Origin of the sequence: Streptomyces sp. enrichment culture (genome assembly GCF_964272895.1) — a bacterium.
Lineage (GTDB): Bacteria > Actinomycetota > Actinomycetes > Streptomycetales > Streptomycetaceae > Streptomyces.
On sequence record NZ_OZ186832.1, the window covers coordinates 7,063,934 to 7,084,055 of the forward strand.

Here is a 20,122-nt window from a genome sequence, read left to right on the forward strand (position 1 = left end):
GTCGGCGCCCCGTGCGGGGTCAGGGCTGGCCCACGGCCTGTCCGTAGCGGAAGAGGGCGGAGGGGTCGTAGTGGTGCTTGACCTGGGTGAGGCGCTGGTAGTTGGCGCCGTAGTAGGCGTGCCTCCAGTCCCGCAGGTCGGGGTCGGGGAAGTTGACGTACGCGGCGTCCGTGCGCAGCCGGCGGCGCAGGGCGCGGTGGACGGTGCCGGTCTGCTCCAGCAGGGCGCGCACGTGCTCCGGTGCGGTGCCCGGCTTCCAGTGCGTGCCGACGTCGATGACATAGGTGGCGCCGCGGTGCGGGTAGGCCGTCTCGTCGGGGCGCGGCGCGTCGCTCGCGCCGCCCATGGCGAACAGGGTGACGTAACCGGTCGCGGCCGCCGGGCCGGGCCGCCAGGTCCGCGTCCATTCGGCGAGGTGCGCCACGGTCTCCGGGTCCAGCCACCGCTGGGGCACCAGGGACTTGGAGGCGTAGCAGCCCGGCGTGCCGGGCTCGTCCATGAGGTGGTCCTGCGCCGCCCAGAAGCCGCGCTCCTCGACGAACGTGCGCGTCGGCCGCAGCGCCAGCAATCCGGCGAGCGCACGGCGGGCGGCCGGCACCGCACCGATGCGCTGGCCGAGCACCCACAGGCCGGCGCTGCCGTTCCCGGCGTGCTTGAAGCCGATCCGCACGTCCAGATCACCGGCGTGGTCGGCGACGAGCAGCTGCTGCATCTCGTCGACCACCCGCTCCGCCACCGTCAGCGGGAAGACGAGGTCGAAGACGGTGGCCCGCAGCCGGTTCACTGGCACCGCGTCGAAGACGAACGCGGTGTTGATGCCGAAGTTGCCCCCGGCGCCCCCGCGGCAGGCCCAGAACAGATCGGCGTTCTCGTCGTCCCGTGCGCGCACCACACTGCCGTCGGCGAGCACCACACGGGTCTCGACCAGCCGGTCGCAGGTGAGCCCCCACTTGCGGTCGTTGAAGCCGAGGCCCCCGCCGAGCGTCAGCCCCGCCACCCCCACGCCGGGGCAGCGCCCGCCGGGGAAGTACAGGCCCGACGCGCGGGCCGCGTACACATCGGAGTTGGTGGCGCCGCCGCCGAGATGCAGCCGACGGCCCTTCACCCCCACCTGCTTCATCGGCCGCAGGCTGATCACCAGTCCGTCGGTGGTCGAGAACCCGGCGTAGTTGTGGCCGCCGGACCGCGGTGCGAACGGCACCCCGTGCCGGGCGCACCAGCGCACCGCCACCCGCACGTCCCGCTCGGTGGCACACGCCAGCACGCCCGCCGGACGCACATGGGCGTAGCGCCGGTTGTCCGCCGTGGCCTGCCCCGCGTACCCCTGCTGGCCGGGCCGGTACAACCGCGCGCCCGGACTCAGCGCGCCCCGCAGCTCACGCCAGGCCGCCGACTCGACCGGCACCGTGCCCCTGCGCGCGAACGCGGGGAGAGCCCCCGCGCCCGTCAGCATCGCCGCCCCGGTCACGGCGGCCACACTCCCGCGTACGACACTTCTCCGACTGATCTGCATGGTGGTGCCCCTTGTCTGGCGTTCTCGGACGATCACCGCACGGCAGGCCCACGATGATCGACAGCGCCCGCGGGCGCACCGCGACACCCAGTGCGCGGTCCCTGTTCATGCGCAGGGCGCAGAGGCCGCGGGAGCGCATCCGCGCACGTACGCGCGGGCGCACGCCCCGCCAGACGGCGCAGCCGTCGTCCGCGTCGCGGGGCAGCGGGGCCTCGGGGTGGTCGCCGGACCTCCGGCGTTCGGGGGAAGCGGCGCGTGAGCGGGGTGAGCGGGTGGAACGGTCAGGCGCGAGACCGGGTGGTGTCCACCACCGGCCTCGCTCCGACCCCACGAGAAAGGTACGTCCATGCGCGCTACCACGACGCGACTGTCCGCCCTCGCCCTCGCGCTCGGCCTGCTGACGGCAGGCGGCGCCACCCTCCTGACCCCCTCGGCGGCCGCCGCCTCGCCCGCCCGGTCGGCGCCCCACCCCTACTACCACGACTGCGACTCCACCTACGACGAGCCGGAGACCGGCGTCCTCGTCGGCGAGGGCTGCACGAGGGTCTACGACCCGACCGACGGCGACGGCGTCTACATCCGGGACTGGGGCACCACCAACGACTGGCTCTGTGTCCGGGTCGACGGCGGCGGCACCGGCGCCGTCAGAGGCCATGAATGCCGGCCGGTGGAGAAGGACACCTGGTAGGCGGCATCGGGCGGGAGAGGAACACCCGCGCCGCCCCTCGGGGACCGGTACATCGCAGGAAACGCGCGCCGCGCCGTTCACCGTGAGCGGCGCCCGGCCGCTCGGTCCCGGCCACGGTTCACCGGGACGTACCGCGCATTAGCACCCCGGCCAACCGGGATCCTGCCCGGACTCTTGACGTTGAGTCAGCCCGTCGTCGAACATTCAGCTCGCACAGCCGCACCAGGCAACGGCCCAGGCACCACACAGCTCCAGCGCCCCGCATCAACCGATGAGCGGGGCGTCTTGCACGTTCCGCAACCCATCCTCAGTTCGGAATCACGGAGCCCCCACATGAACCTCTCCGTTCGCAGACGGACCCTCGCGCTCGCCGGCACAGTCCTCGCCGGACTGCTCGCCGGGGCCGTCCCCGCCACCGCCGAGGAGGCCGGCGTCGCCGCCGCGCCCGACATATCGGTGGCCAACGTCAAGCAGCACCTCGCCGACCTCCAGTCGATCGCCACCGCCAACGGCGGCAACCGGGCCCACGGCAGGGCCGGTTACAAGGCGTCGATCGACTTCGTGAAGGCCAAGCTGGACGCGGCCGGCTTCACCACGACCGTCCAGACGTTCACGTACAACGGCACCACCGGCTACAACCTCATCGCCGACTGGCCCGGCGGCGACACCAACCAGGTCGTCATGGCGGGCGCGCACCTCGACTCGGTGACGTCCGGACCGGGCATCAACGACAACGGCTCCGGTTCGGCGGCGATCCTGGAGACCGCCCTCGCCGTCTCCCGAGCCGGCTACCAGCCCGCCAAGCACCTGCGGTTCGCCTGGTGGGGCGCCGAGGAGCTCGGCCTCGTCGGGTCGCGGTACTACGTCAACAACCTGCCGAGCACCGAGCGCGCGAAGATCAGCGGCTATCTCAACTTCGACATGATCGGCTCGCCCAATCCGGGCTACTTCGTCTACGACGACGACCCGGTCATCGAGAAGACCTTCAAGGACTACTTCGCCGGCCTCGGCGTACCGACCGAGATCGAGACCGAGGGCGACGGACGCTCCGACCACGCCTCCTTCAAGAACGTGGGCATACCGGTCGGCGGCCTGTTCACCGGCGCCAGCCGCACCAAGACCTCGGCGCAGGTGCAGAAGTGGGGCGGCACCACGACCGCCTTCGACCGCTGCTACCACTCCTCCTGCGACACCACCGCGAACATCAACGACACGGCCCTGGACCGCAACAGCGACGCCGTCGCCCACGCGATCTGGACCCTGTCCTCCGGCACGACCCCGCCGCCCGGCAAGGTCTTCGAGAACACCACCGACGTGTCCATCCCGGACAACGGCGCCGCGGTGACCTCCTCCGTCGCCGTCACCGGCATCACCGGCAACGCGCCCAGCAGCCTCCCCGTCGGGGTGGACATCATCCACACCTGGCGCGGTGACCTGGTCGTCGACCTCGTCGCCCCCGACGGCACGGTCTACAACCTGAAGCCGTACTCGTCCTCCGACTCCGCCGACAACGTCCAGACCACCTACTCGGTCAACGCCTCGTCCGAGGTCGCCAACGGCACCTGGCGGTTGCGGGTCCAGGACCGGGCCGCGCAGGACACCGGCTACATCAACGGCTTCAAGCTGACCTTCCCGTGACAGGCCCCCCGGGTGGGTCGGCGGCCTGTCCCGACCCACCCGGGCTCCAGCCGGTCCGATCGCCGACCCCACGGTCCGACGCGGGTGTGACACCTGGGCGGGACCGTGCGCTGTAGGCAGTGCGGACCGGTGACCCCGGTTCGGCCGAGCACCCCCGCGCTCCGGCGGGCTCACGCGCCGGTGACGGACCGGCACGTCGTCCCCCCGATGTCTGCCCGTCCGGCGCGCCGGTAGGCTGATCATCCCGGCCCCGAGCTCTGGGAACCGCGTGAACGGCGGTGCCGGGACGGTGTGTTGCCCTGGTCGAGAATGGGTGTGGACGTTGCTCGTAGCGGATCGGTATCAGCTCAGTCACCCGCTGGGGCGCGGCGCGATCGGCGAGGTCTGGCACGCCACCGACCATGTCCTGAACAGGCCCGTCGCTGTGAAGCTCCTGAAGTCCGGGCAGTCCGACCAGTCGGCGACCACGGACGCCGAGCGCTTCCGCATGGAGGCCAGGACCGCGGGCCGGCTCAACCACCCCAACCTGGTCGGTGTCTACGACTTCGGCTCCCAGGGCGGCCAGTTGTACCTGGTCATGGAACTCGTCGACGGCTGGAGCCTCGCCCAGGAGCGGTCGATGCGCGGCGCCCTGCCCCCGCGGGAGGCCGCCGACATCGCGGCGCAGATGGCGGTGGGCCTGGCCGCCGCGCACCGCCAGGGCGTCATCCACCGGGACATCAAGCCCGCCAACGTGATGCTCACCGCCGACCGGACCGTGAAGATCACGGACTTCGGCATAGCCCGCTTCGCGGACGACTCCGCCAGCACCCTGACCGCCACCGGCAAGATCGTCGGCTCCGCCGCGTATCTCGCCCCCGAGCGCGGACTGGGCCGCCCCGCGCAGCCCGCCTCCGACGTCTACTCCCTCGGCTGCGTCCTGTACGAACTCCTCACCGGCAGGCCCCCGTTCCCCGGCTCCGGCGCCGTGGCCGTGGTGCGGCAGCACATCGAGAGCGTGCCGGTACCGCCCCACCGACTGCGCCCCGAGATCCCGGTCCCCCTGTCCGAGTACGTCATACGCCTGCTGGCCAAGGACCCCGCCGAGCGGCCCACGGCGGAACAGGTCGCCGCCTGGCTGACGGGGGCCGACCACCGTATGGAGCCCACGGCACCGCTGCCGCCCGCCGCGGCGACCGCCGTGCTTCCCGCGCCCGCGCCGGCTCCGCCCCCCGCGTCCAGACCCGCCGCCGCGCGGCGCGGCCGCCGCCGTGCCTCGCCCCGAGCGCTCCTGTCGGTCGCCGGCCTCGCCCTGTTCGCCGCGGCGGCCGGCGTCGGCGCCACCCTGTCCTCCGGCGACGGCGACGACCCCGGCGCCCCCGCCCCCACCGCACCCGTCCCCATGAACGAGGCCCCGTCCGTCACGCCCTCGCTCTTCGTGCCGGAGCACACCTCCGAGGAGCGCACGGGCGAGGAGGAGCACAAGGACGCCGAGGGAGACGGGAAGAAGGACGACGAGCACAAGAGGGAGAAGAGGGACGGCAAGGACGAGGAGGAGAAGGAGAGGGACTGACGCCCCGTCGCGGACCTGCGGACCTACCGTTCCCGGCCGGGAGGGCGAGGGGTGGTGGTGTCGGCCTCGACGGCGTCCGCGACGGCCTCGGCCGCCGCCTGGGCCGCCTGGGCCGTGTCGTCGGCGGCCTGGGCCGCCCGGTGGTCGCCGGCCGGCTTCTCGTGGGTGGCCGGCGACGGCGGCAGCACCTCGCTGAAGGCCCTGGAGACGCCGTGGAGGGCGGTGGTGATCTCGCTCGGGATGACCCAGAAGTTGTTTCCGGAACCCTGGGCCAGCTCGGGCAGGGCCCGCAGGTACTGGTAGGCGAGGAGCTTGGGGTCGGGGTCGTTGCGGTGCACGGCCTGGAAGACCTCGTCGATGGCCCGCGACTGGCCCTCGGCCTCCAGGATCGCGGCCGTCCGGTTGCCCTCCGCGCGCAGGACGGCGGCCTGCTTGTCGCCCTCGGCGGTCAGGATCTGCGACTGCCGCTGGCCCTCGGCGGCCAGGATCGCGGCGCGCTTGTCCCGTTCGGCGCGCATCTGCTTCTGCATGGCCTCCTTGATGGACTGCGGAGGGTCGATCGCCTTGATCTCCACCCGGTTGACCCGCAGCCCCCACTTGCCGGTGGCCTCGTCCAGCACGCCCCGCAGCTGGCTGTTGATGGTGTCGCGGGAGGTGAGGGTCTTCTCCAGGTCCATGGAGCCCACCACGTTCCGCAGGGTGGTGACGGTCAACTGCTCCACCGCCTGGAGGAAGTTGGCGATCTCGTAGAAGGCCGCGCGCGCGTCGGTCACCTGGAAGTAGAGGACCGTGTCGATCTCCACCACCAGGTTGTCCTCGGTGATGACCGGCTGCGGTCTGAAGGAGACGACCTGTTCCCGCAGGTCGATCAGCGGGTGCACGCGGTCGATGTACGGGATGACGAGATTGAGACCCGGATTCAGGGTCCGGTGGTAGCGGCCGAGCCGCTCCACGTTGCGCGCGCGTGCCTGCGGCACGATCCGCACCGCACGGACGAGGGTGAAGATCGCGATGAGCGCGAGGATCAACCCGGCGACGTAGGACGCGGAAGCAGCCATGGCTCAACCCCGGGGATAGACGTAGGCGGTGGTGCCGCTGATCTCGATGACGTCGACGGTCGTCCCCGGCGCGATCACCAGGGTCTCGTCGTAGGCGCGGGCCGTCCACTCCTCGCCGTCGATGCGGACGCGGCCGCCCGCCCCCGTCACCTCCGAGACGACGTAGGCGGCCTTGCCGACCAGAGCGTCGATGCCGAACCGCACCGGCTGCGGCCGGCGCATGTGCCGCAGCGCCAGCGGGCGCACGAGCAGCAGGCTGGCGCCGGCGACGACGGCGTACGCCACCAGCTGCCAGCCCACCGGCAGCCCGAGCGCGGCAAGCCCCGCCGTGACCAGCGCGGCGGCGCTGAGCATGCCCAGCGCGGCTGTCAGGGTGAGGATCTCCGCCACCGCGAGGACAGCCGCGACGATCAGCCAGACCAGCCATGGGTCCATGGCATGCCTCTTCTCACCTGTGCGGACGGGCCGGAGGGCTTGAGCCGTCAGGGGAGTCGCCCGACGCGGTCCGCCGGGCGCTTTGCATGCATTTTACCGGTTCGGGTGATTTCCGCGCAGGGCCCGGCCCCCGTCGGCGACGGACCTCAGCCGGTCGCGGACCGTCCGGCGAGGCCCGCCAGCGCGAGGGCCCTGGCGACGGCCGGCAGGTCCAGCGGCTTGTCGTCGGGGCTCTCGGGCCGCAGCCGCTCCAACAGCACCGGCACATCCAGCCGGTGCGCCTCGGCGTCGGCCAGCAGGCTGTCCGCGTCCGGCCCGCCGGCCGTGCCGTCGACGTACGACGCCAGTTCCCCCAGCGCCTCGTCCCGCTCGATGAAACGGCTCAAGCCGCAGTCCAGACCGTCGTCGCCCAGGTCCTCCGGGTACGGGGCCCGGCCCCAGACCCCGTCCTCGTACCAGTAGACGCATCCGAGCTCGTACCCCTCGATCCGGTCGCGCAGCTCCTCCTGCGGCAGCCAGTCGGGGCCGCCCGCCAGCATGTCGATCGGCGGTGTGTGCCACTTGACCTTGCTGGACTCGTCCTCCCCGTAGAGCACGAACCGGCCCTCGCCCAGCCGGGACATGACCCACCAGGTGCATCCGGAGTCCTCCCAGTGCAGTCCGGTGCGGTCGATCCAGTACCCGGTGCGGTAGCCGCTCGGCCGCTCCTCGTCCTCGGTGGTCGCGTCGACGGCGGCGAGCAGGGCCCAGCGGGCCCACAGCGTCTCGGCGGGCGGCAGGTCCTGCGGAAGTCCCGGGCGGTGGACGGTCATGTGGTTCCCCCGTGTGTGTGCTGGTCGCGTGGCTGATCGGGCGCCACAGTACGGCCTGCCCCGCGCAGGTCGTACGGCGGGTCAGGCCCGTACGTCGAAGCCGCCCCGACCGTCGAACCGCACCTCACGCACCTCGTCGAAACCGTCCGCCGGCGACGGCCTGCGCAGCCGCCTCAGCGTGTCCAGCACACCGACGTCCGGCACCCGCTCCCGGCCCTGCCGGGCGGCGTTGCGGCGCAGCGCCCCGGCGACGTCCGGGGGGAACCAGTAGGCGGTCACCGTCGCGCCGTGGGCGCGGGCCAGCTCCAGCAGCGGCTCCCACTCCCGCGGGGAGGGGTTGGTGTTGTCCACGGCCACCGGGCGGCCGGCGGCCAGGCACTCCTCCACCAGGCGCAGCTGCCGCCGCTGCTTGTTCCGCGCGCCTCGGGGGAAGAGGTCCTTGCTGACCAGCGCGTACCGGTCGGCCAGACAGTGCGCGTAGAAGGTGGACTTCCCCGACGCCTGCAGGCCGACCAGCACGGCGAGGTCTGCTTCCTCTCGATCCGGCCCCTGCCTCACGGTGCCTTCCGGCGGCGGGGCCGGTCGCTCCCGTCCGGCTCGTCGCGGTCGGACTCGACGCCCTCCAGGGGCTTGCCGGCCGTCGTGCCGCGCTCCGGCTGGTAGCCCTCCCGGTTGCTCGCCGTACCCCGCACGGACCGCTTGCGCGCCTGGCTCTCGGCGCCCGAGTGCGCTCCCGGTTCCCCGGCGTCGCGTGCCCGGTCGTAGCGGTTCCCGTGTCGGTCCTTCCGGTCGGTCATGGCCGCACTCCCTCCACCAGGGCTCGGTCCCGCAGTTCCCCGGAACGGGTGGCGGAAACGGGCTGCTTCCCCCTGCCCGGCCGAAGGCTGGCGTGCGCGGCGGGGAGGGCGGACGATGGAAGGGTGACGCAGTGGCCGGGCGAGCCCGCCGACGAGACGGAGCGGATCGTTGAGCTGCGGGAAGAGGTGCAGCAGCTCAAGGAGGCCGTGACCTCCCATGCCGTGGTGGACCAGGCCATCGGCATGATGGTGGCGCTCGGGCGGGTCGCACCCGACGAGGCGTGGGCCGTGCTGCGGGAGGTGTCCCAGCACACCGACCTCAAGCTGCGCCGTGTTGCCGAGCTGATCCTGCTGTGGGGCAGCTCGGGCGAGATCCCCGCCGAGATCCGCGAGGAGCTGGAGGCGGCCCTGGACCGCCATGGGCCGACGCAGGTCCCGGAGGCCGACCCGGACGACGGGGCGTACTCCCCGCTCTGGGACCCGCTGGACTGACGGCCGGCCGACAGCCGGTGCCGCGCGCCCGCGCGGCTCCCGCCACCAGGGCGACGCCGGGCGGCGGCCCCTCCGTGACGCCGGAGCCAGGAGCGCGCCGGGGGCGGGCTGCCGTTCCGAACCCGTCGGCCCGACGCGCTGGGCATCCGAACCGTTTCTGTCTCCCGCAGTTCCCCGGACGGGAGAAGCGATTCACGCCGCTGCCGAATCTCAGTGCCCGACCAGCTCCTCCCTCGACCTGACCTCCTGATCCGTCAGGATGCGGAACGCCCGCTCGCGCTCGGTCAGCACCTTGAGGAACCCGGGCTCGGCCTGCATCACATACCCCCGCAGCTCCTCGCCGCCCCGCAGCTCGATCTGTTCCAGCGGAACCCACGGTGTGGTGACCGTCGCCGCTCCGAGCAGCATCGCCAGCGCGACCAGGCCCAGCAGGTGCCGGCTGGCCCACAGAGCGCCCCGTCTGAGCCGTCCGCCCGCGCGCACCCCGTAGCCGATGCCGACGATCAGGGCGCCGACCGCCAGCACGAGCGGCACCAGCCACCAGCTGTGGAAGGTCCTCAGGTACGCCACGACGGCCATGACCGCGATCAGCAGCAGCAGCGCGCCCGTCAGGTCGACGCGCTCGGGCCGCTCGCCCCTGCCGAGGGCGCGCTCCCTCGCCGCGCGCGCCGTCCGCACCTCCATGACCAGCCGCAGGGCGGCGACCGGCACAAGGAGCGTGAGGAACAGCACCGAGGCCAGCGAATCGGCCATCACGGTGCCGATGACGAGGCCGATGGTGTCGTCCAGGTCGAGCGTGTGCAGGACCGCGAACGCGGTGTGCCAGTCGTGGCCGGACACGGCGAACAGCCGCAGCACGAGAAAGGCGAACGCGGCGGTGGTGACGGTGAGCCCGGTACCACGCCCGTCCGCTGCCGCCTCGGGGGATGCCATGGACGTCCGTACGCCTTTCCTGCCGGAGTCGGGTGCCGCCGCAGAGGTCACCGGCCGAGCAGCGCGGTGACCCTGCGTCCCGTCACCGTGTCACGGCGTGGGGACCGCCGCGAGTTCCGCGGGCGCGCCGTCACCGGCGCGGGCGTCGTCGTCGCGCTCCGGCGTCCGGGGCGTCGACTCCCACCGCTTGACGGTGCGCACATAGCCGTAGATCACCGACAGCATGGCCAGCACCATCAGCGGACCGAACAGCCACGGATGTGCGGCCATCGGTGTCGGCGCGTAGCGGTAGGCGACCAGGAGCGCGGTGAAGACGGCCGCGCCGTAGGCGACGAACCGCAGGCCCGAGCGGTCCCAGCCGTGGGCCTGCGTGCGCAGCGCCGCCTCGATGGTCAGCGTGAACACCACACCGGCGATGATGTCCGCGCCGTAGTGGTAGCCGAAGCCCAGGGTGGCGCCGAGGGTGGCGATCAGCCAGAAGGTGCCGCCGTAGCGCAGCAGGCGCGTGGCCTTGCGGGAGTGGATGAAGATCGCGGTGGCCCAGGCCGTGTGCAGGCTCGGCATGCAGTTGCGCGGTATGTAGTCGTTGAAGGGCATGTGCTGCGGCACACCGGACGGCGGGGTGTCCGGCCACAGGTGGGCCACCGCCCACTGCCCGCCGTCGGTGCCGTAGGCGAAGATCGGTCCGACCACGGGGTAGATCATGTAGATGCCGGGCCCGAGGAGGCCGATCATCAGGAAGGTGCGCACCAGGTGGTGGCGGGGGAAGCGTCGCTCGGCCGCCACGTGGCGCAGCTGGTACAGCGCGACGGCGACCGCGGCGACCGCGAGCTGGATGTAGACCCAGTCGAGCACATGGGCGCCGACCGACCCCGTGGCCTCCACGATGCGGCCCGCCACCCAGGACGGATTCCCCAGTGCCTGGTCCGCGGTCGCGATGTACTGGTCGAGCACGACCGGGCGGGTCTTGGAGGTGATCAGCAGCCAGGTGTCACCGGTCTTGCGGCCGGCCACCAGCAGCAGGCCCAGCCCGACGCCCTTCAGCAGCAGGACGCGCTCGGCGCCGGTGCGGCGGGTCAGGGCGATGACCCCGCAGGCCAGGACCACCCACAACGCACCGTTGCCGAAGGGATAGCTGTTGGTCGACTTCACGTCGAGCACCCAGCGCGCCAGGAAGAAGACGACGTCGATCCCGACCGCGGCGCCCACCGCGACGAACCGCTGGCGCCAGGGGAGCACCACCAACATCAACGCCATGCTGGCGTAGAGCAACGGCCCCGATTTAGGGGTGAATATCACCTCTTTGACCTGATTGGTCATCGGCCCGGGTATGCCGTAGTGACGCGCGGCGATCTCCAGCGCGACGAGGAACGCGAGCGCCACCGCGGCCACCGCGAGCCACAGCATGACCTTCGGGGTGCGCCATGCGGTGAAGCCGGTGCCGCCGTTTGTTCGCGCGGTGTCGCGCGGTTCTATCGATCTCAAGGTTCTGGCCGATTTGCTAGGTAGTGGTCACGGGGGTGAAGTTCGGGCGATGGTGGTGATCACCGCATGGCCGAACATGTTATCGGGATGGCGTGGCCGGTTTTCACGGGTCGGTGGTCGTCGTGCATTTCGTAGGGAAAACTGCACGGGTGATTGATCGGGAAACGGCGATCCGCGTCGTCGAGGAGGAGCTGGAGCGCGCGTACCAGCGGCGCGCGGCCCTGGGCGGGCAGGCGATGCGCGAGGTTGTCACGGACGTCGAGGAGCATGAGCTCGTCTGGATCGTCCGCAGCCAGTCCGAGGAGTACGTCCGCACCCGCGACGTCCGTCACGCGTGGGTGGGAGCCGGTCCCTATCTGGTCGACCGCGTCGACGGGGCACTGCACTCACTCGGTGTTGTGTCCTGGCTCACCGGGGAGTGGGAGATCGACTACCGCGTTCGGATCCGGGGCCTCGCCGTCCGTACCGCCGTGGACGATCTGCACGACGAGATCCGCGACGTCGCCGCCTCGCAGGGGCCGATGCCTGCGCTGCGTCTCCTGCGGCGGAGGCTGCCGGTGCTGTCGCCCGGGGAGGCGCTCGCGTATGTGCGCGGGCTGCTGGACGGTGACGCGCCGGCCCGCCTGGTGGCGGTGGCCGCCGATCACCTCGTCGATCCCGTCGGCCCGGTCGTGACGACGATCCTGCCGGGGAGTGCTCGCAACTGACCTGTCACCGCAGGGCAGTTCGAGCCGCCGTCGCTCGGACGGGTGACTCTCGGCCATGGGCACGCGTCTACCGGGCGGGACGGGACGGGTGCTGGCGATCATGAGGCCGTGATCTTCACATACCCTCGCATCCCGCGCCGCCCGCGTGTGCGGCGCCGCACCCTGCTCCCGGCCGCCCTCGGCGCCCTGAGCCTCCTGCCCCTGCTGTCCCTGACCCCCGCCACCGCGCAGGCGCGGACGGCCCCGGACCGGCCGGCGGCCCCGCCCCGGCCGGTGACCGTCCCCGAGGCGGCCACCGATCTGTATCTGCGCACCATCCGGCATGACCCACGGCTGCTGCGGAGCTTCTTCGAGCGCATGCCCAAGGGCGGTGATCTGCACAACCACCTGTCCGGCGCCGTCACCACCGAGTACCTGATCGAGCTCGCGGCCGAGGACGGCCTGTGCATCGACACCAGGACGATGACCGCCGTCACCGCGCCCTGCGGCACCGGCACCCGTCCGGCGGCCGACGCGCGCACCGACCGGGCCTTCCACGACGCGATCGTACGGGCCTGGTCCATGCAGGACTTCCCGCCGGACCAGAACGGCCACGACCACTTCTTCGACACCTTCGGCAAGTTCGGCGAGGTGACCTGGCGCCATCGCGGCAAGCTGCTCGCCGAGGTGGCCGACGGTGTCGTACGGCAGAACCAGTTCTATCTGGAGACCATGGTCAGCCCGGCCTCGGACGGCGCGAAGAAGCTCGCCGCCGAGGTCGGCTGGGACAGCGACCTGGCGGCGCTGCACCGCAAGCTGGTCGCGGGCGGCAAGCTGGACAAGCTGGTCGCCGAGGCCCGCAAGGAGGCCGACGACGCCGACGCCGAGTTCCACGAGGCGGCCGCCTGCGGCACCGAGCGTGCCCGGCCGGCCTGTGGGCTGACCGTGCGGTGGATCTCCCAGGTGTCGCGGGGGAGTTCGCCCGAGCGGGTCTTCACGCAGATGGCCCTCGGCATGCGGCTGGCCGAGCGGGACGGGCGGTTCGTCGCCGTCAACCTCGTACAGCCCGAGGACTGGGACAGCTCCCTGGCGAACTACAGCCTGCAGATGCGCATGCTCGCCCATCTGCGCGGGATCTACCCGAAGGCCCATATCACCCTGCACGCGGGCGAGTTGTGGCCCGGTCTGGTCAAGCCGGCCGATCTGAAGTTCCACATCAAGGAGGCCGTCGACATCGCCCGCGCCGAACGCATCGGGCACGGTGTCGACCTCGTCCACGAGGACGACTGGCAGCGCACGGCCCGCACCATGGCCGCCCGGCAGGTGGCCGTCGAGGTGCCCTTCAGCAGCAACGCCCAGATCCTCGGCGTCAAGGGCGACGACCACCCCTTCGCCACCTATCGGGCCTACGGCGTCCCCGTCGTCCTGTCCACGGACGACCCCGGCGTCAGCCGGATCGACATCAGCCACGAGTACCGGTACGCCGCCGAGACCTACGGCCTGACGTACGCCGAGCTGAAGGACCTGGCGCGCGCCTCCCTCCAGTACGCCTTCCTGCCCGGTCGCAGCCTGTGGCAGGGCAACCCCACGCGCGAGGGCTACCGTCCCACCGGGGTCTGCCGCGGCACCCGCATCGGCCTCGCCGTGCCCTCCCCGGCCTGTCGCCGCCTCCTCGCGACCAGCCCCAAGGCCGCCGTGCAGTGGCGGCAGGAGGGTGCCTTCCAGCGCTTCGAGCGGACCTTCGGCAGTGGCCACTGAGCGGCTGAGCGGTTGAGCCACTGAGTCGCTGAGCCGCTGAGCCGCTGAGCCAAGGGGCGGCCGACCGGCGAGCGGGCCGCGGCCGGGTTCCCACGGGGCCCGGCCGCGGCCCGCCTGTGTCTGTTCACCGGCTGAGGCCGGGGCGGCGGACCGCCCGTGTGCGTCGCCCCCCGCGTGAGGCCGCCGCTCAGCGCAGGACGGCCGCCAGCAGATCCGTGCCCAGAGTCGTCAGGGCGGGGAGATCGAGGGTGTGGCGGACATAGCGTCCCTGGCGGCGGGCGGTGAGGAGACCGGCGCGGCGGAGGGCGGCGAGGTGGCGGGAGACCTCCGGGGGCGAGAGGTGCCAGGTGTGGGCCAGTTCGCCGGTGGTGTGGGGGCCGCGGGCCAGGGTGCGCAGCAGCCGCAGCCGTACCGGATGGGCGAGCGCCTCCAGCCGCAGGGTGACCGTCTCCAGCGGCACCGGCTCCACGGGACCGGCGTCGGCCACCGGGTACTGCACCACCGGCTGCCACCCCGGCGCGTGGACCACCACCAGGTGCGGGCGGCCGAAGACACTGGGGATGAAGGTGACGCCGGTGCCGTGGGCGGTGGTCGCCCTGTCCTGGAGCTTGTCGACGAGGATGCAGTCGCCGTCCGGGGCCAGGGTGACCGCGCCGGAGACCGAGGCGAGCGCCGCCCCGAGGCCCTCCCGCTTGAGCAGGTCGTTCTTCACACGCAGATCGGTGGCGAGCCGTACGACGGCGTCCGCCCAGGCGGTGTCGAAGAAGGCGTCGGCGCACTGCTCCAGGGTGTCGCGCACCCGGGCCCGCACGGCGGCGGGGTCCTCGAGCAGCCGTTCCGCGAAGGTCTCCTGCCCCGGGCCGCGGGCCTGCGCGAGGTCCAGGGCCCGCTCGCGCGCGCCCGCGTCGGTGAGCGGAGACGGCGCGGCGAGGTGCCCGCGGTCGGTGCCGCAGGTGGGGACGAGCGCGGCGGTCACATACCGCTCGTCGTCGATCCGGTCCACGTCGTCCAGTTCCTCGGCGAGCGTCGGCCGGGGACGGGCCGGGATCAGGAAGTCGGCCTGGGAGGAACGCCAGAGGAACTCCGCCTCGCGCAACCTCTCGGCCAGCTCCGGGGACAGCCCGGACCAGACCTCTGCGGCCCAGCCGGCGAGCTGCGGATGATGCGCGGGCTCGGCCAGCACATGCAGCATCGCGGTGAGCTCGGCCAGCGGGGAGGCGGCGAACCGCACCCGCTCGGAGGGCAGCCCGCCGATGTCGATCCTCAACGTCATCCCCTGATGATCACCTACGGGACGGCCGGCGACCGCGTCGGTTGACGATGTCCGTCAACCGGCGCCGCCGACCGGGAGGCACGACCGCACCGTTGGCGCCATGGCAACCACCACCAAGACCCGGCCCGCCGCCCTCGTCCGTGCCTGCGGAGGCCCCCGTTACGCGGTCGCCCTGGCCGTCGACGCGCTCGGCACCGGCCTGCTGCGGCCCTTTCTGCTGCTCTACGGAGTGACGGTCCTCGACCTCTCCGCACCGGCCACCGGCATCGCCATGACGGTCGCGGTCGTCGCGGGGCTGATGTGCATGCCGGCCGTGGGCCGTTGGCTGGACCGGGGCGCCCGCAGCACGGTCGTGGCGGCGTCGATGCTGGTCCGGGTGCTGGGGGTGGCGCTGCTGCTGGCCACGCCGACGGGCGGCGTGGGGCTCTTCGCTGTGGCGGCGCTGCTGCTCGGCATCGGCAACCAGGCATATCCGGCCGCCCATGCCGCGCTGGTGGCCACGGTCGCCCACGGCCGGGAACGCGACGCCGCCCTCGCGGTGGGCCGTGCGCTGCGCAACGCCGCCATGGGCGTGGGCGCGCTCGTCGCCACCGCGTCCCTGGCGGGCGGCACCGGCGCGTTGCGGGCGCTGGCCGCCGTCACGGGGCTCGCGTATCTCGTGGCCGCGGCCCTGGCCTGGTCGGTCCGGTTGCACGCGGGTCCGGTCGCCACGGCGGCCGGGGACGGTGACGGCGGCCCCGCACCCCGGCTGCGGGCGCTGCTGGCGGCGAACGTCGTCTACGCCTTCTGCCTCAACGTCCCCGAGATAGCGCTGCCCCTGGTCCTGGTGACGCAGTTGGACGCGTCCCCGGTGTGGTCGGCGGCGATCTTCGTGGCGAACACGGTGCTGGTCGTCTCCCTCCAGGTGCCGCTCACCGTCGCCCTGTCCCGCTTTCCGCGGCGTACCGTGCTGGCGCTGTCCGGTGTGGTCCTCACCGCCTCCTACGTCGGTTTCCTCGCCGCCCTCTCGCTGGGTCCGGGCTGGGGTGCCCCGGCCGTGGCGGCGGTGTCCGTGGTCTGCACGATCGGCGAGATCATGTACGCCGGCAGCGCCACCGCGCTGGTCACCCATCTCGCTCCGGCGCGCGCCCTGGGGCGGGTCGTGGCCCGCTTCGAACTCTCCACCGGCCTCGGCCTCGCCGTCTCCCCGGCGGTCATCACCGCCCTCGCTCCGCACGGCCCGGCGGCCCTGTGGGGCACACTCGCCGCGGCGACGCTCGTCTCCGCGTCCGCCGTCGCCCACTGAGCAGGAGCGGTGGGATGCCTTCCCGCCGCTCCGCGGGAGGGGGTGACCCTGGGGCGGGTCGGGGACGGAGATCAGGGTCGCCTCGGGGAGGACCCGGTGCCGTGGCGCCCGCCGGGCCGCGACGATGAGGTCATGATCACTCCCGGAGGCCACCGCACCGGCCGCTTCCTCGTCCCCGCCGTCTGGACCGCCGTCGTACTGGCGGCCGGCGCGGCCCTGTTCGCCCCGCTGGACACGGATCCCGGGCTCAGCCCGCTCTCCCTGACCGTCAGCGACTTCGCCGCCCTGGACCGCGGGGGTCCGATCGAGACCACCATGGCCTTACTGGGGTCCGTCTCCCTGGCCCTGCTCACGGCGGCGAGAACACGCCTCGTGCAGCTCCGGGGTCTGCCCTCGGTGCTGCTGGCCGTGTGGGGCCTGGGACTCGTGGTCGCGGCCGTCGTGCCGACCGACCCGCTGACCACTGAGCTGAGCGGCTCGGCGTACGTGCACCGCTACGCCTCCGTCGCCGCGTTCGCCGCGCTGCCGGCCGCGGGACTGATCCTGTCGCGCCGCCTCGCCTCCGGGCCCCGGCCCACCCGCACCGTCCACTGGCTCCGGGCCCTGTCCTCGGCCTCCGCGGCCGCCGCCCTGCTGATGGCGTGCGCGGCGGGTCCGGGCGACCGGGAGCTGATAGGTCTGGCGGAACGCCTGCTGCTCGGCTGCGAGGTGGCCCTGCTCGCCGTCATCGGCGGGCACGTGAGATCGGCCCTCGCTTCCGGCGCTCCCGGCGCGGCTCGTCGCCGAGCCCCCCGGTGACGCGGGCCCCGCGGGGGCCGACCGCCCCTCGGAGCGGCCGGCCGTCATCGTCCGGCTCGGCGGGAGCGTCCGTCCGGCGTCAGTCCGGCTCGGCGGGAGCACCCGCCCGGCGTCACCCCGCCGGTGCCGTGATCTCCCGCTTGAGGATCTTGCCGCTCGGGCCGGTGGGCAGCTTGTCCACGAGCCACACCTCGCGCGGGTACTTGTACGCGGCCACCCGGTTTTTGACGAACTCCCGCAGCTCGTCGGGGGTGGCATGGGCGCCGGGGCGCAGGACGACCGCGGCGGCGATCTCCTCGCCCAGGTGCGGATGGGCCACGCCGACCACGGCGGCCAGGGCCACGGCGGGGTGCTCGTGCAGCACCTCCTCGATCTCGCGCGGGTAGACGTTGTAGCCACCGCGGATGATCATGTCCTTCTTGCGGTCTACGATGTAGAAGTAGCCGTCCTCGTCCTGGCGCGCGAGGTCACCGGAGCGCAGCCAGCCGTCCGGGATGGTGGCCGCCGTCTCCTCGGGACGGTTCCAATAGCCCTTCATCACGTTCGGGCCGCGCACGGCCAGCTCGCCGATCTCGCCGGGCGCCACGTCCTGCCCCTTCTCGTCCAGCAGCCGCACCTCGACATCCTTGATCGGGGTGCCGATGGACCCGGCCTTGCGCGGCCGGTCGGGGTGGTTGAAGGTGACGACGGGGCTGGTCTCGGACATGCCGAAGCCCTCCAGCACCGCACAGCCGAAGCGCCGCTCGAAGCCGTGCAGGATCTCCACCGGCAGCGACGCCCCACCGGAGATGCACATCCGCAGCGTCGACACATCCGCCTCCGACGGATGCTGGAGCAGCGCGGCGTACATGGTGGGGACACCCTCGAACACGGTGGCCCGGTCCCGCGCGATGGCGTCCAGGACGGCCTGCGGCTCGAATCTGGGGATCAGGGTCAGCGAGGCACCGCTGCGCACGGCCACGCTCATCGTGCAGATCTGGCCGAAGATGTGGAACAGCGGCAGACAGCCCACCACCACGTCCTGCGGAGACATCTCCTGCACATAGGTCATGTTGACCTCGGTGTTGTGCCGCAGGCCCGCGTGTGTGAGCGCGGCGCCCTTCGGGCGCCCGGTGGTGCCCGAGGTGTACAGCAGCACGGCCACGTCGTCGCCGTCCGTCGCCGCCGTCTCCCCGAGCGGCTCGTGCCCGGCCAGCAGACCGGCGAAGGCCGCCGGCTCCACCGCGAAGTGCCGCACCCCGGCGTCCGCCGCGCCCTGGGCGCCCTCGCCCGGAGCCTGATGCCACTCCCACAGCAGGGCCGCGCCGGAGTCCGTCAGGTGATACGCGGTCTCCCGCGCCTTGAGCAGCGGGTTCAGCGGTACGACGATGCCGCCGGCGCGCAGCACACCGTAGTAGAGGACGACGAACTCGGGGACGTTCGGCAGCATCAGCGCCACCCGGTCACCGGGCCGCACGCCCTCGGCCCGCAGCAACGCGGCGGCGCGGGCACTGGCCTCGTCCAGTTCCGCATACGAGACGACCCTCCCGCCGAAGCGCAGTGCCGGTCGCTCGGGCTGCCGCCCCGCCGTCTCCACGAGAAAATCCGCCAGATTGGCCATGGTCCGCCTCCACGCCGCCGAAATGTGCCATCAACGTGGACGACATGGTGCTGACATCCCCGGCCACCGCCTATGGACGCCCCCACAGCGTCTCCGCGCACCGATTGTTCCCAGGGACAAGAAGCCGGCGATAAGCTGCGCTGATGGATCTGTCAGGAGTGGCCTCGGCGCTGCACGCGCGGCTGCCGGAACTGGGCGTACGCATCGCCGAACGCATCCGCGCGGACGTCGAGGCGTACCAGGACGAGTCACTGATCCCCTTCGAGTCCCTGCGCCGCTCCTGCACCGCCAACGCCGATCTCGTCCTGAGCCACTTCCGCCGCACGGACGCCCCGCAGGACCCCAGCCCGGCGCGCGACACGGGTCGTATCCGCGCCGAACAGGGCGTGCCGCTGGCCGACACCCTGCACGCGTACCGGATCGGCTTCGAACTGCTGTGGTCGGAGATCATCGCCGAGGCCCGCACCCATCCCGAGGTCTCCGACGCCCAGCTGGTGTCCCAGTCGGCCGACGTCTGGGCCCTGTTCGGCCGCTACGCCGAGGCGGTGGCCGCGGCTCACCGGGAGACCTCCGCGGAACTGACCCTGCAGCGCGAGTCACGGCGCTCGGCCCTGGTGGAGGCCCTGTTCACCGGTGTGATCGCCGACCGCACCACCCTGTGGGAGGCCGCCCGCGAACTGGGGCTGCCCGAACACGGCCCCTACGCGGTCGCCGTGGCGTCGGCGACCGCGCCCGGCGAGGAGCCGCTCACCGGCATCGAGTCCGCGCTGCGCGAGTCCCACCTCCCCTCCGCCTGGCGCCTGTCGCCCGACCAGCAGATCGGCGTCATCGCGCTGACCGCGCCGGCCGCCGCCGACACCTGCGTACGCGTGCTGCGCCGCACCCGGGCGCGCGTCGGCCTCAGCCCCGGCTTCGCCTCCCTGCGGGACGCCCCGCAGGCCCTGCGGTTCGCCCGGCTGGCCCTCGCCGGGCTGCCCGGCGCCGGTCCCGGTGTCGCGCGGTTCGACGACAACCCCCTCGCGATGCTGGTCGCGGCCGCCCCCGCGGAGGCGGCCCATCTGGTCGAGACCGTCCTCGGGCCCGTACTGGAGCTCCCGGCCCCGGAGCGCGCCCGGCTGCTGCAGACCCTGGAGCACTGGTTCGCCGCCGCGGGCTCGGCCGCCGACGCCGCCCGGACCCTCTTCGTCCACGCCAACACCGTCCGCTACCGTCTGCGCCGCGTCGAGGAACTGACCGGCCGCTCCCTGGGCGACCCGCGCACAGCGGCCGACCTGGGCGCCGCGCTCGCCGCGGTGCGCAACACGGGTGCCGGGTGAGGG

The 20,122-nt window shown here is 72.8% G+C and carries 19 protein-coding genes; 9 read left to right on the forward strand and 10 right to left on the reverse strand.

What is annotated here, in order from left to right; all coding sequences use genetic code 11:
* Nucleotides 1-19 precede the first annotated feature (19 nt).
* Nucleotides 20-1,513 carry an FAD-binding oxidoreductase gene (locus ACSU6M_RS31550; protein WP_437074357.1) on the reverse strand — a complete coding sequence of 498 codons (1,494 nt, stop codon included), beginning with the start codon at nucleotides 1,511-1,513 and terminating at the stop codon, nucleotides 20-22.
* A 346-nt stretch (nucleotides 1,514-1,859) separates the two neighbouring features.
* Between ACSU6M_RS31550 and ACSU6M_RS31555 the strand changes: the two genes are divergently transcribed.
* From ACSU6M_RS31555 to ACSU6M_RS31565, 3 genes are all read left to right on the forward strand, one after another.
* Nucleotides 1,860-2,201: a hypothetical protein gene (locus ACSU6M_RS31555; RefSeq protein ID WP_437074359.1), complete on the forward strand. Its 342-nt coding sequence runs from the start codon at nucleotides 1,860-1,862 to the stop codon at nucleotides 2,199-2,201.
* Nucleotides 2,202-2,534: 333 nt separating this feature from the next.
* Nucleotides 2,535-3,839 carry a M28 family metallopeptidase gene (locus tag ACSU6M_RS31560; protein ID WP_437074360.1) on the forward strand — a complete coding sequence of 435 codons (1,305 nt, stop codon included), beginning with the start codon at nucleotides 2,535-2,537 and terminating at the stop codon, nucleotides 3,837-3,839.
* Nucleotides 3,840-4,161: 322 nt separating this feature from the next.
* A complete protein-coding gene (locus tag ACSU6M_RS31565) occupies nucleotides 4,162-5,391 on the forward strand; it encodes a serine/threonine-protein kinase (protein ID WP_437074362.1) in 1,230 nt (409 codons plus the stop codon).
* A gap of 23 nt (nucleotides 5,392-5,414) precedes the next feature.
* Here ACSU6M_RS31565 and ACSU6M_RS31570 read toward each other — a convergent pair whose 3' ends face one another.
* From ACSU6M_RS31570 to ACSU6M_RS31590, 5 genes are all read right to left on the reverse strand, one after another.
* Nucleotides 5,415-6,449 (reverse strand): SPFH domain-containing protein, encoded by a 1,035-nt coding sequence (locus ACSU6M_RS31570; protein WP_437074364.1) that lies wholly within the window; start codon nucleotides 6,447-6,449, stop codon nucleotides 5,415-5,417.
* 3 nt (nucleotides 6,450-6,452) lie between these two features.
* Nucleotides 6,453-6,884, reverse strand: coding sequence for an NfeD family protein (locus ACSU6M_RS31575; RefSeq protein WP_437074366.1), 432 nt, complete (start codon nucleotides 6,882-6,884; stop codon nucleotides 6,453-6,455).
* A gap of 146 nt (nucleotides 6,885-7,030) precedes the next feature.
* Nucleotides 7,031-7,696: a hypothetical protein gene (locus ACSU6M_RS31580; protein ID WP_437074367.1), complete on the reverse strand. Its 666-nt coding sequence runs from the start codon at nucleotides 7,694-7,696 to the stop codon at nucleotides 7,031-7,033.
* Between the two features lie 81 nt (nucleotides 7,697-7,777).
* Nucleotides 7,778-8,215 carry an AAA family ATPase gene (locus tag ACSU6M_RS31585; protein ID WP_437074369.1) on the reverse strand — a complete coding sequence of 146 codons (438 nt, stop codon included), beginning with the start codon at nucleotides 8,213-8,215 and terminating at the stop codon, nucleotides 7,778-7,780.
* Between the two features lie 35 nt (nucleotides 8,216-8,250).
* Complete coding sequence (locus ACSU6M_RS31590; protein WP_437074371.1) at nucleotides 8,251-8,493, reverse strand: hypothetical protein; 243 nt, start codon at nucleotides 8,491-8,493, stop codon at nucleotides 8,251-8,253.
* 123 nt (nucleotides 8,494-8,616) lie between these two features.
* Between ACSU6M_RS31590 and ACSU6M_RS31595 the strand changes: the two genes are divergently transcribed.
* Complete coding sequence (locus ACSU6M_RS31595; RefSeq protein WP_437074372.1) at nucleotides 8,617-8,985, forward strand: ANTAR domain-containing protein; 369 nt, start codon at nucleotides 8,617-8,619, stop codon at nucleotides 8,983-8,985.
* 210 nt (nucleotides 8,986-9,195) lie between these two features.
* Here ACSU6M_RS31595 and ACSU6M_RS31600 read toward each other — a convergent pair whose 3' ends face one another.
* Nucleotides 9,196-9,918 carry a hypothetical protein gene (locus ACSU6M_RS31600; protein ID WP_437074373.1) on the reverse strand — a complete coding sequence of 241 codons (723 nt, stop codon included), beginning with the start codon at nucleotides 9,916-9,918 and terminating at the stop codon, nucleotides 9,196-9,198.
* A 90-nt stretch (nucleotides 9,919-10,008) separates the two neighbouring features.
* Nucleotides 10,009-11,325: a phosphatase PAP2 family protein gene (locus ACSU6M_RS31605; RefSeq protein ID WP_437075433.1), complete on the reverse strand. Its 1,317-nt coding sequence runs from the start codon at nucleotides 11,323-11,325 to the stop codon at nucleotides 10,009-10,011.
* Nucleotides 11,326-11,552: 227 nt separating this feature from the next.
* On the opposite strand from ACSU6M_RS31605, the gene ACSU6M_RS31610 reads away from it, so the two are divergent.
* Both ACSU6M_RS31610 and ACSU6M_RS31615 read left to right on the forward strand, forming a co-directional pair.
* Nucleotides 11,553-12,110: a YrhB domain-containing protein gene (locus ACSU6M_RS31610; protein ID WP_437074374.1), complete on the forward strand. Its 558-nt coding sequence runs from the start codon at nucleotides 11,553-11,555 to the stop codon at nucleotides 12,108-12,110.
* 108 nt (nucleotides 12,111-12,218) lie between these two features.
* Nucleotides 12,219-13,847 carry an adenosine deaminase family protein gene (locus ACSU6M_RS31615; protein WP_437074376.1) on the forward strand — a complete coding sequence of 543 codons (1,629 nt, stop codon included), beginning with the start codon at nucleotides 12,219-12,221 and terminating at the stop codon, nucleotides 13,845-13,847.
* 187 nt (nucleotides 13,848-14,034) lie between these two features.
* Here the strand turns inward: ACSU6M_RS31615 and ACSU6M_RS31620 are convergent, their stop codons facing one another.
* Nucleotides 14,035-15,120 (reverse strand): DUF5937 family protein, encoded by a 1,086-nt coding sequence (locus ACSU6M_RS31620; protein ID WP_437074378.1) that lies wholly within the window; start codon nucleotides 15,118-15,120, stop codon nucleotides 14,035-14,037.
* A gap of 100 nt (nucleotides 15,121-15,220) precedes the next feature.
* Between ACSU6M_RS31620 and ACSU6M_RS31625 the strand changes: the two genes are divergently transcribed.
* The gene (locus tag ACSU6M_RS31625) at nucleotides 15,221-16,405 is read left to right on the forward strand and encodes an MFS transporter (protein ID WP_437074379.1); all 1,185 of its coding nucleotides are present in this window, start codon (nucleotides 15,221-15,223) and stop codon (nucleotides 16,403-16,405) included.
* 132 nt (nucleotides 16,406-16,537) lie between these two features.
* Nucleotides 16,538-17,203 carry a DUF998 domain-containing protein gene (locus tag ACSU6M_RS31630; protein ID WP_437074380.1) on the forward strand — a complete coding sequence of 222 codons (666 nt, stop codon included), beginning with the start codon at nucleotides 16,538-16,540 and terminating at the stop codon, nucleotides 17,201-17,203.
* A gap of 112 nt (nucleotides 17,204-17,315) precedes the next feature.
* Here the strand turns inward: ACSU6M_RS31630 and ACSU6M_RS31635 are convergent, their stop codons facing one another.
* Nucleotides 17,316-18,803, reverse strand: a complete 1,488-nt coding sequence (locus ACSU6M_RS31635) for a long-chain-fatty-acid--CoA ligase (protein ID WP_437074381.1) — start codon at nucleotides 18,801-18,803, stop codon at nucleotides 17,316-17,318.
* 143 nt (nucleotides 18,804-18,946) lie between these two features.
* Here ACSU6M_RS31635 and ACSU6M_RS31640 point away from each other — a divergent pair, with 143 nt between their 5' ends.
* On the forward strand, nucleotides 18,947-20,119 hold the full coding sequence (locus ACSU6M_RS31640; protein WP_437074382.1) for a PucR family transcriptional regulator: 1,173 nt from the start codon (nucleotides 18,947-18,949) through the stop codon (nucleotides 20,117-20,119).
* Nucleotides 20,120-20,122: the final 3 nt, after the last annotated feature.

Excerpts from the sequence above, each read along its gene's own strand:
- ACSU6M_RS31550 (WP_437074357.1), bottom strand. The coding sequence starts at position 1,513 with ATGCAGATCAGTCGGAGAAGTGTCGTACGCGGGAGTGTGGCCGCCGTG.
- ACSU6M_RS31555 (WP_437074359.1), top strand. The coding sequence starts at position 1,860 with ATGCGCGCTACCACGACGCGACTGTCCGCCCTCGCCCTCGCGCTCGGC.
- ACSU6M_RS31560 (WP_437074360.1), top strand. The coding sequence starts at position 2,535 with ATGAACCTCTCCGTTCGCAGACGGACCCTCGCGCTCGCCGGCACAGTC.
- ACSU6M_RS31570 (WP_437074364.1), bottom strand. The coding sequence starts at position 6,449 with ATGGCTGCTTCCGCGTCCTACGTCGCCGGGTTGATCCTCGCGCTCATC.
- ACSU6M_RS31575 (WP_437074366.1), bottom strand. The coding sequence starts at position 6,884 with ATGGACCCATGGCTGGTCTGGCTGATCGTCGCGGCTGTCCTCGCGGTG.
- ACSU6M_RS31580 (WP_437074367.1), bottom strand. The coding sequence starts at position 7,696 with ATGACCGTCCACCGCCCGGGACTTCCGCAGGACCTGCCGCCCGCCGAG.
- ACSU6M_RS31590 (WP_437074371.1), bottom strand. The coding sequence starts at position 8,493 with ATGACCGACCGGAAGGACCGACACGGGAACCGCTACGACCGGGCACGC.
- ACSU6M_RS31600 (WP_437074373.1), bottom strand. The coding sequence starts at position 9,918 with ATGGCATCCCCCGAGGCGGCAGCGGACGGGCGTGGTACCGGGCTCACC.
- ACSU6M_RS31605 (WP_437075433.1), bottom strand. The coding sequence starts at position 11,325 with ATGCTGTGGCTCGCGGTGGCCGCGGTGGCGCTCGCGTTCCTCGTCGCG.
- ACSU6M_RS31620 (WP_437074378.1), bottom strand. The coding sequence starts at position 15,120 with ATGACGTTGAGGATCGACATCGGCGGGCTGCCCTCCGAGCGGGTGCGG.
- ACSU6M_RS31625 (WP_437074379.1), top strand. The coding sequence starts at position 15,221 with ATGGCAACCACCACCAAGACCCGGCCCGCCGCCCTCGTCCGTGCCTGC.
- ACSU6M_RS31630 (WP_437074380.1), top strand. The coding sequence starts at position 16,538 with ATGATCACTCCCGGAGGCCACCGCACCGGCCGCTTCCTCGTCCCCGCC.
- ACSU6M_RS31635 (WP_437074381.1), bottom strand. The coding sequence starts at position 18,803 with ATGGCCAATCTGGCGGATTTTCTCGTGGAGACGGCGGGGCGGCAGCCC.
- ACSU6M_RS31640 (WP_437074382.1), top strand. The coding sequence starts at position 18,947 with ATGGATCTGTCAGGAGTGGCCTCGGCGCTGCACGCGCGGCTGCCGGAA.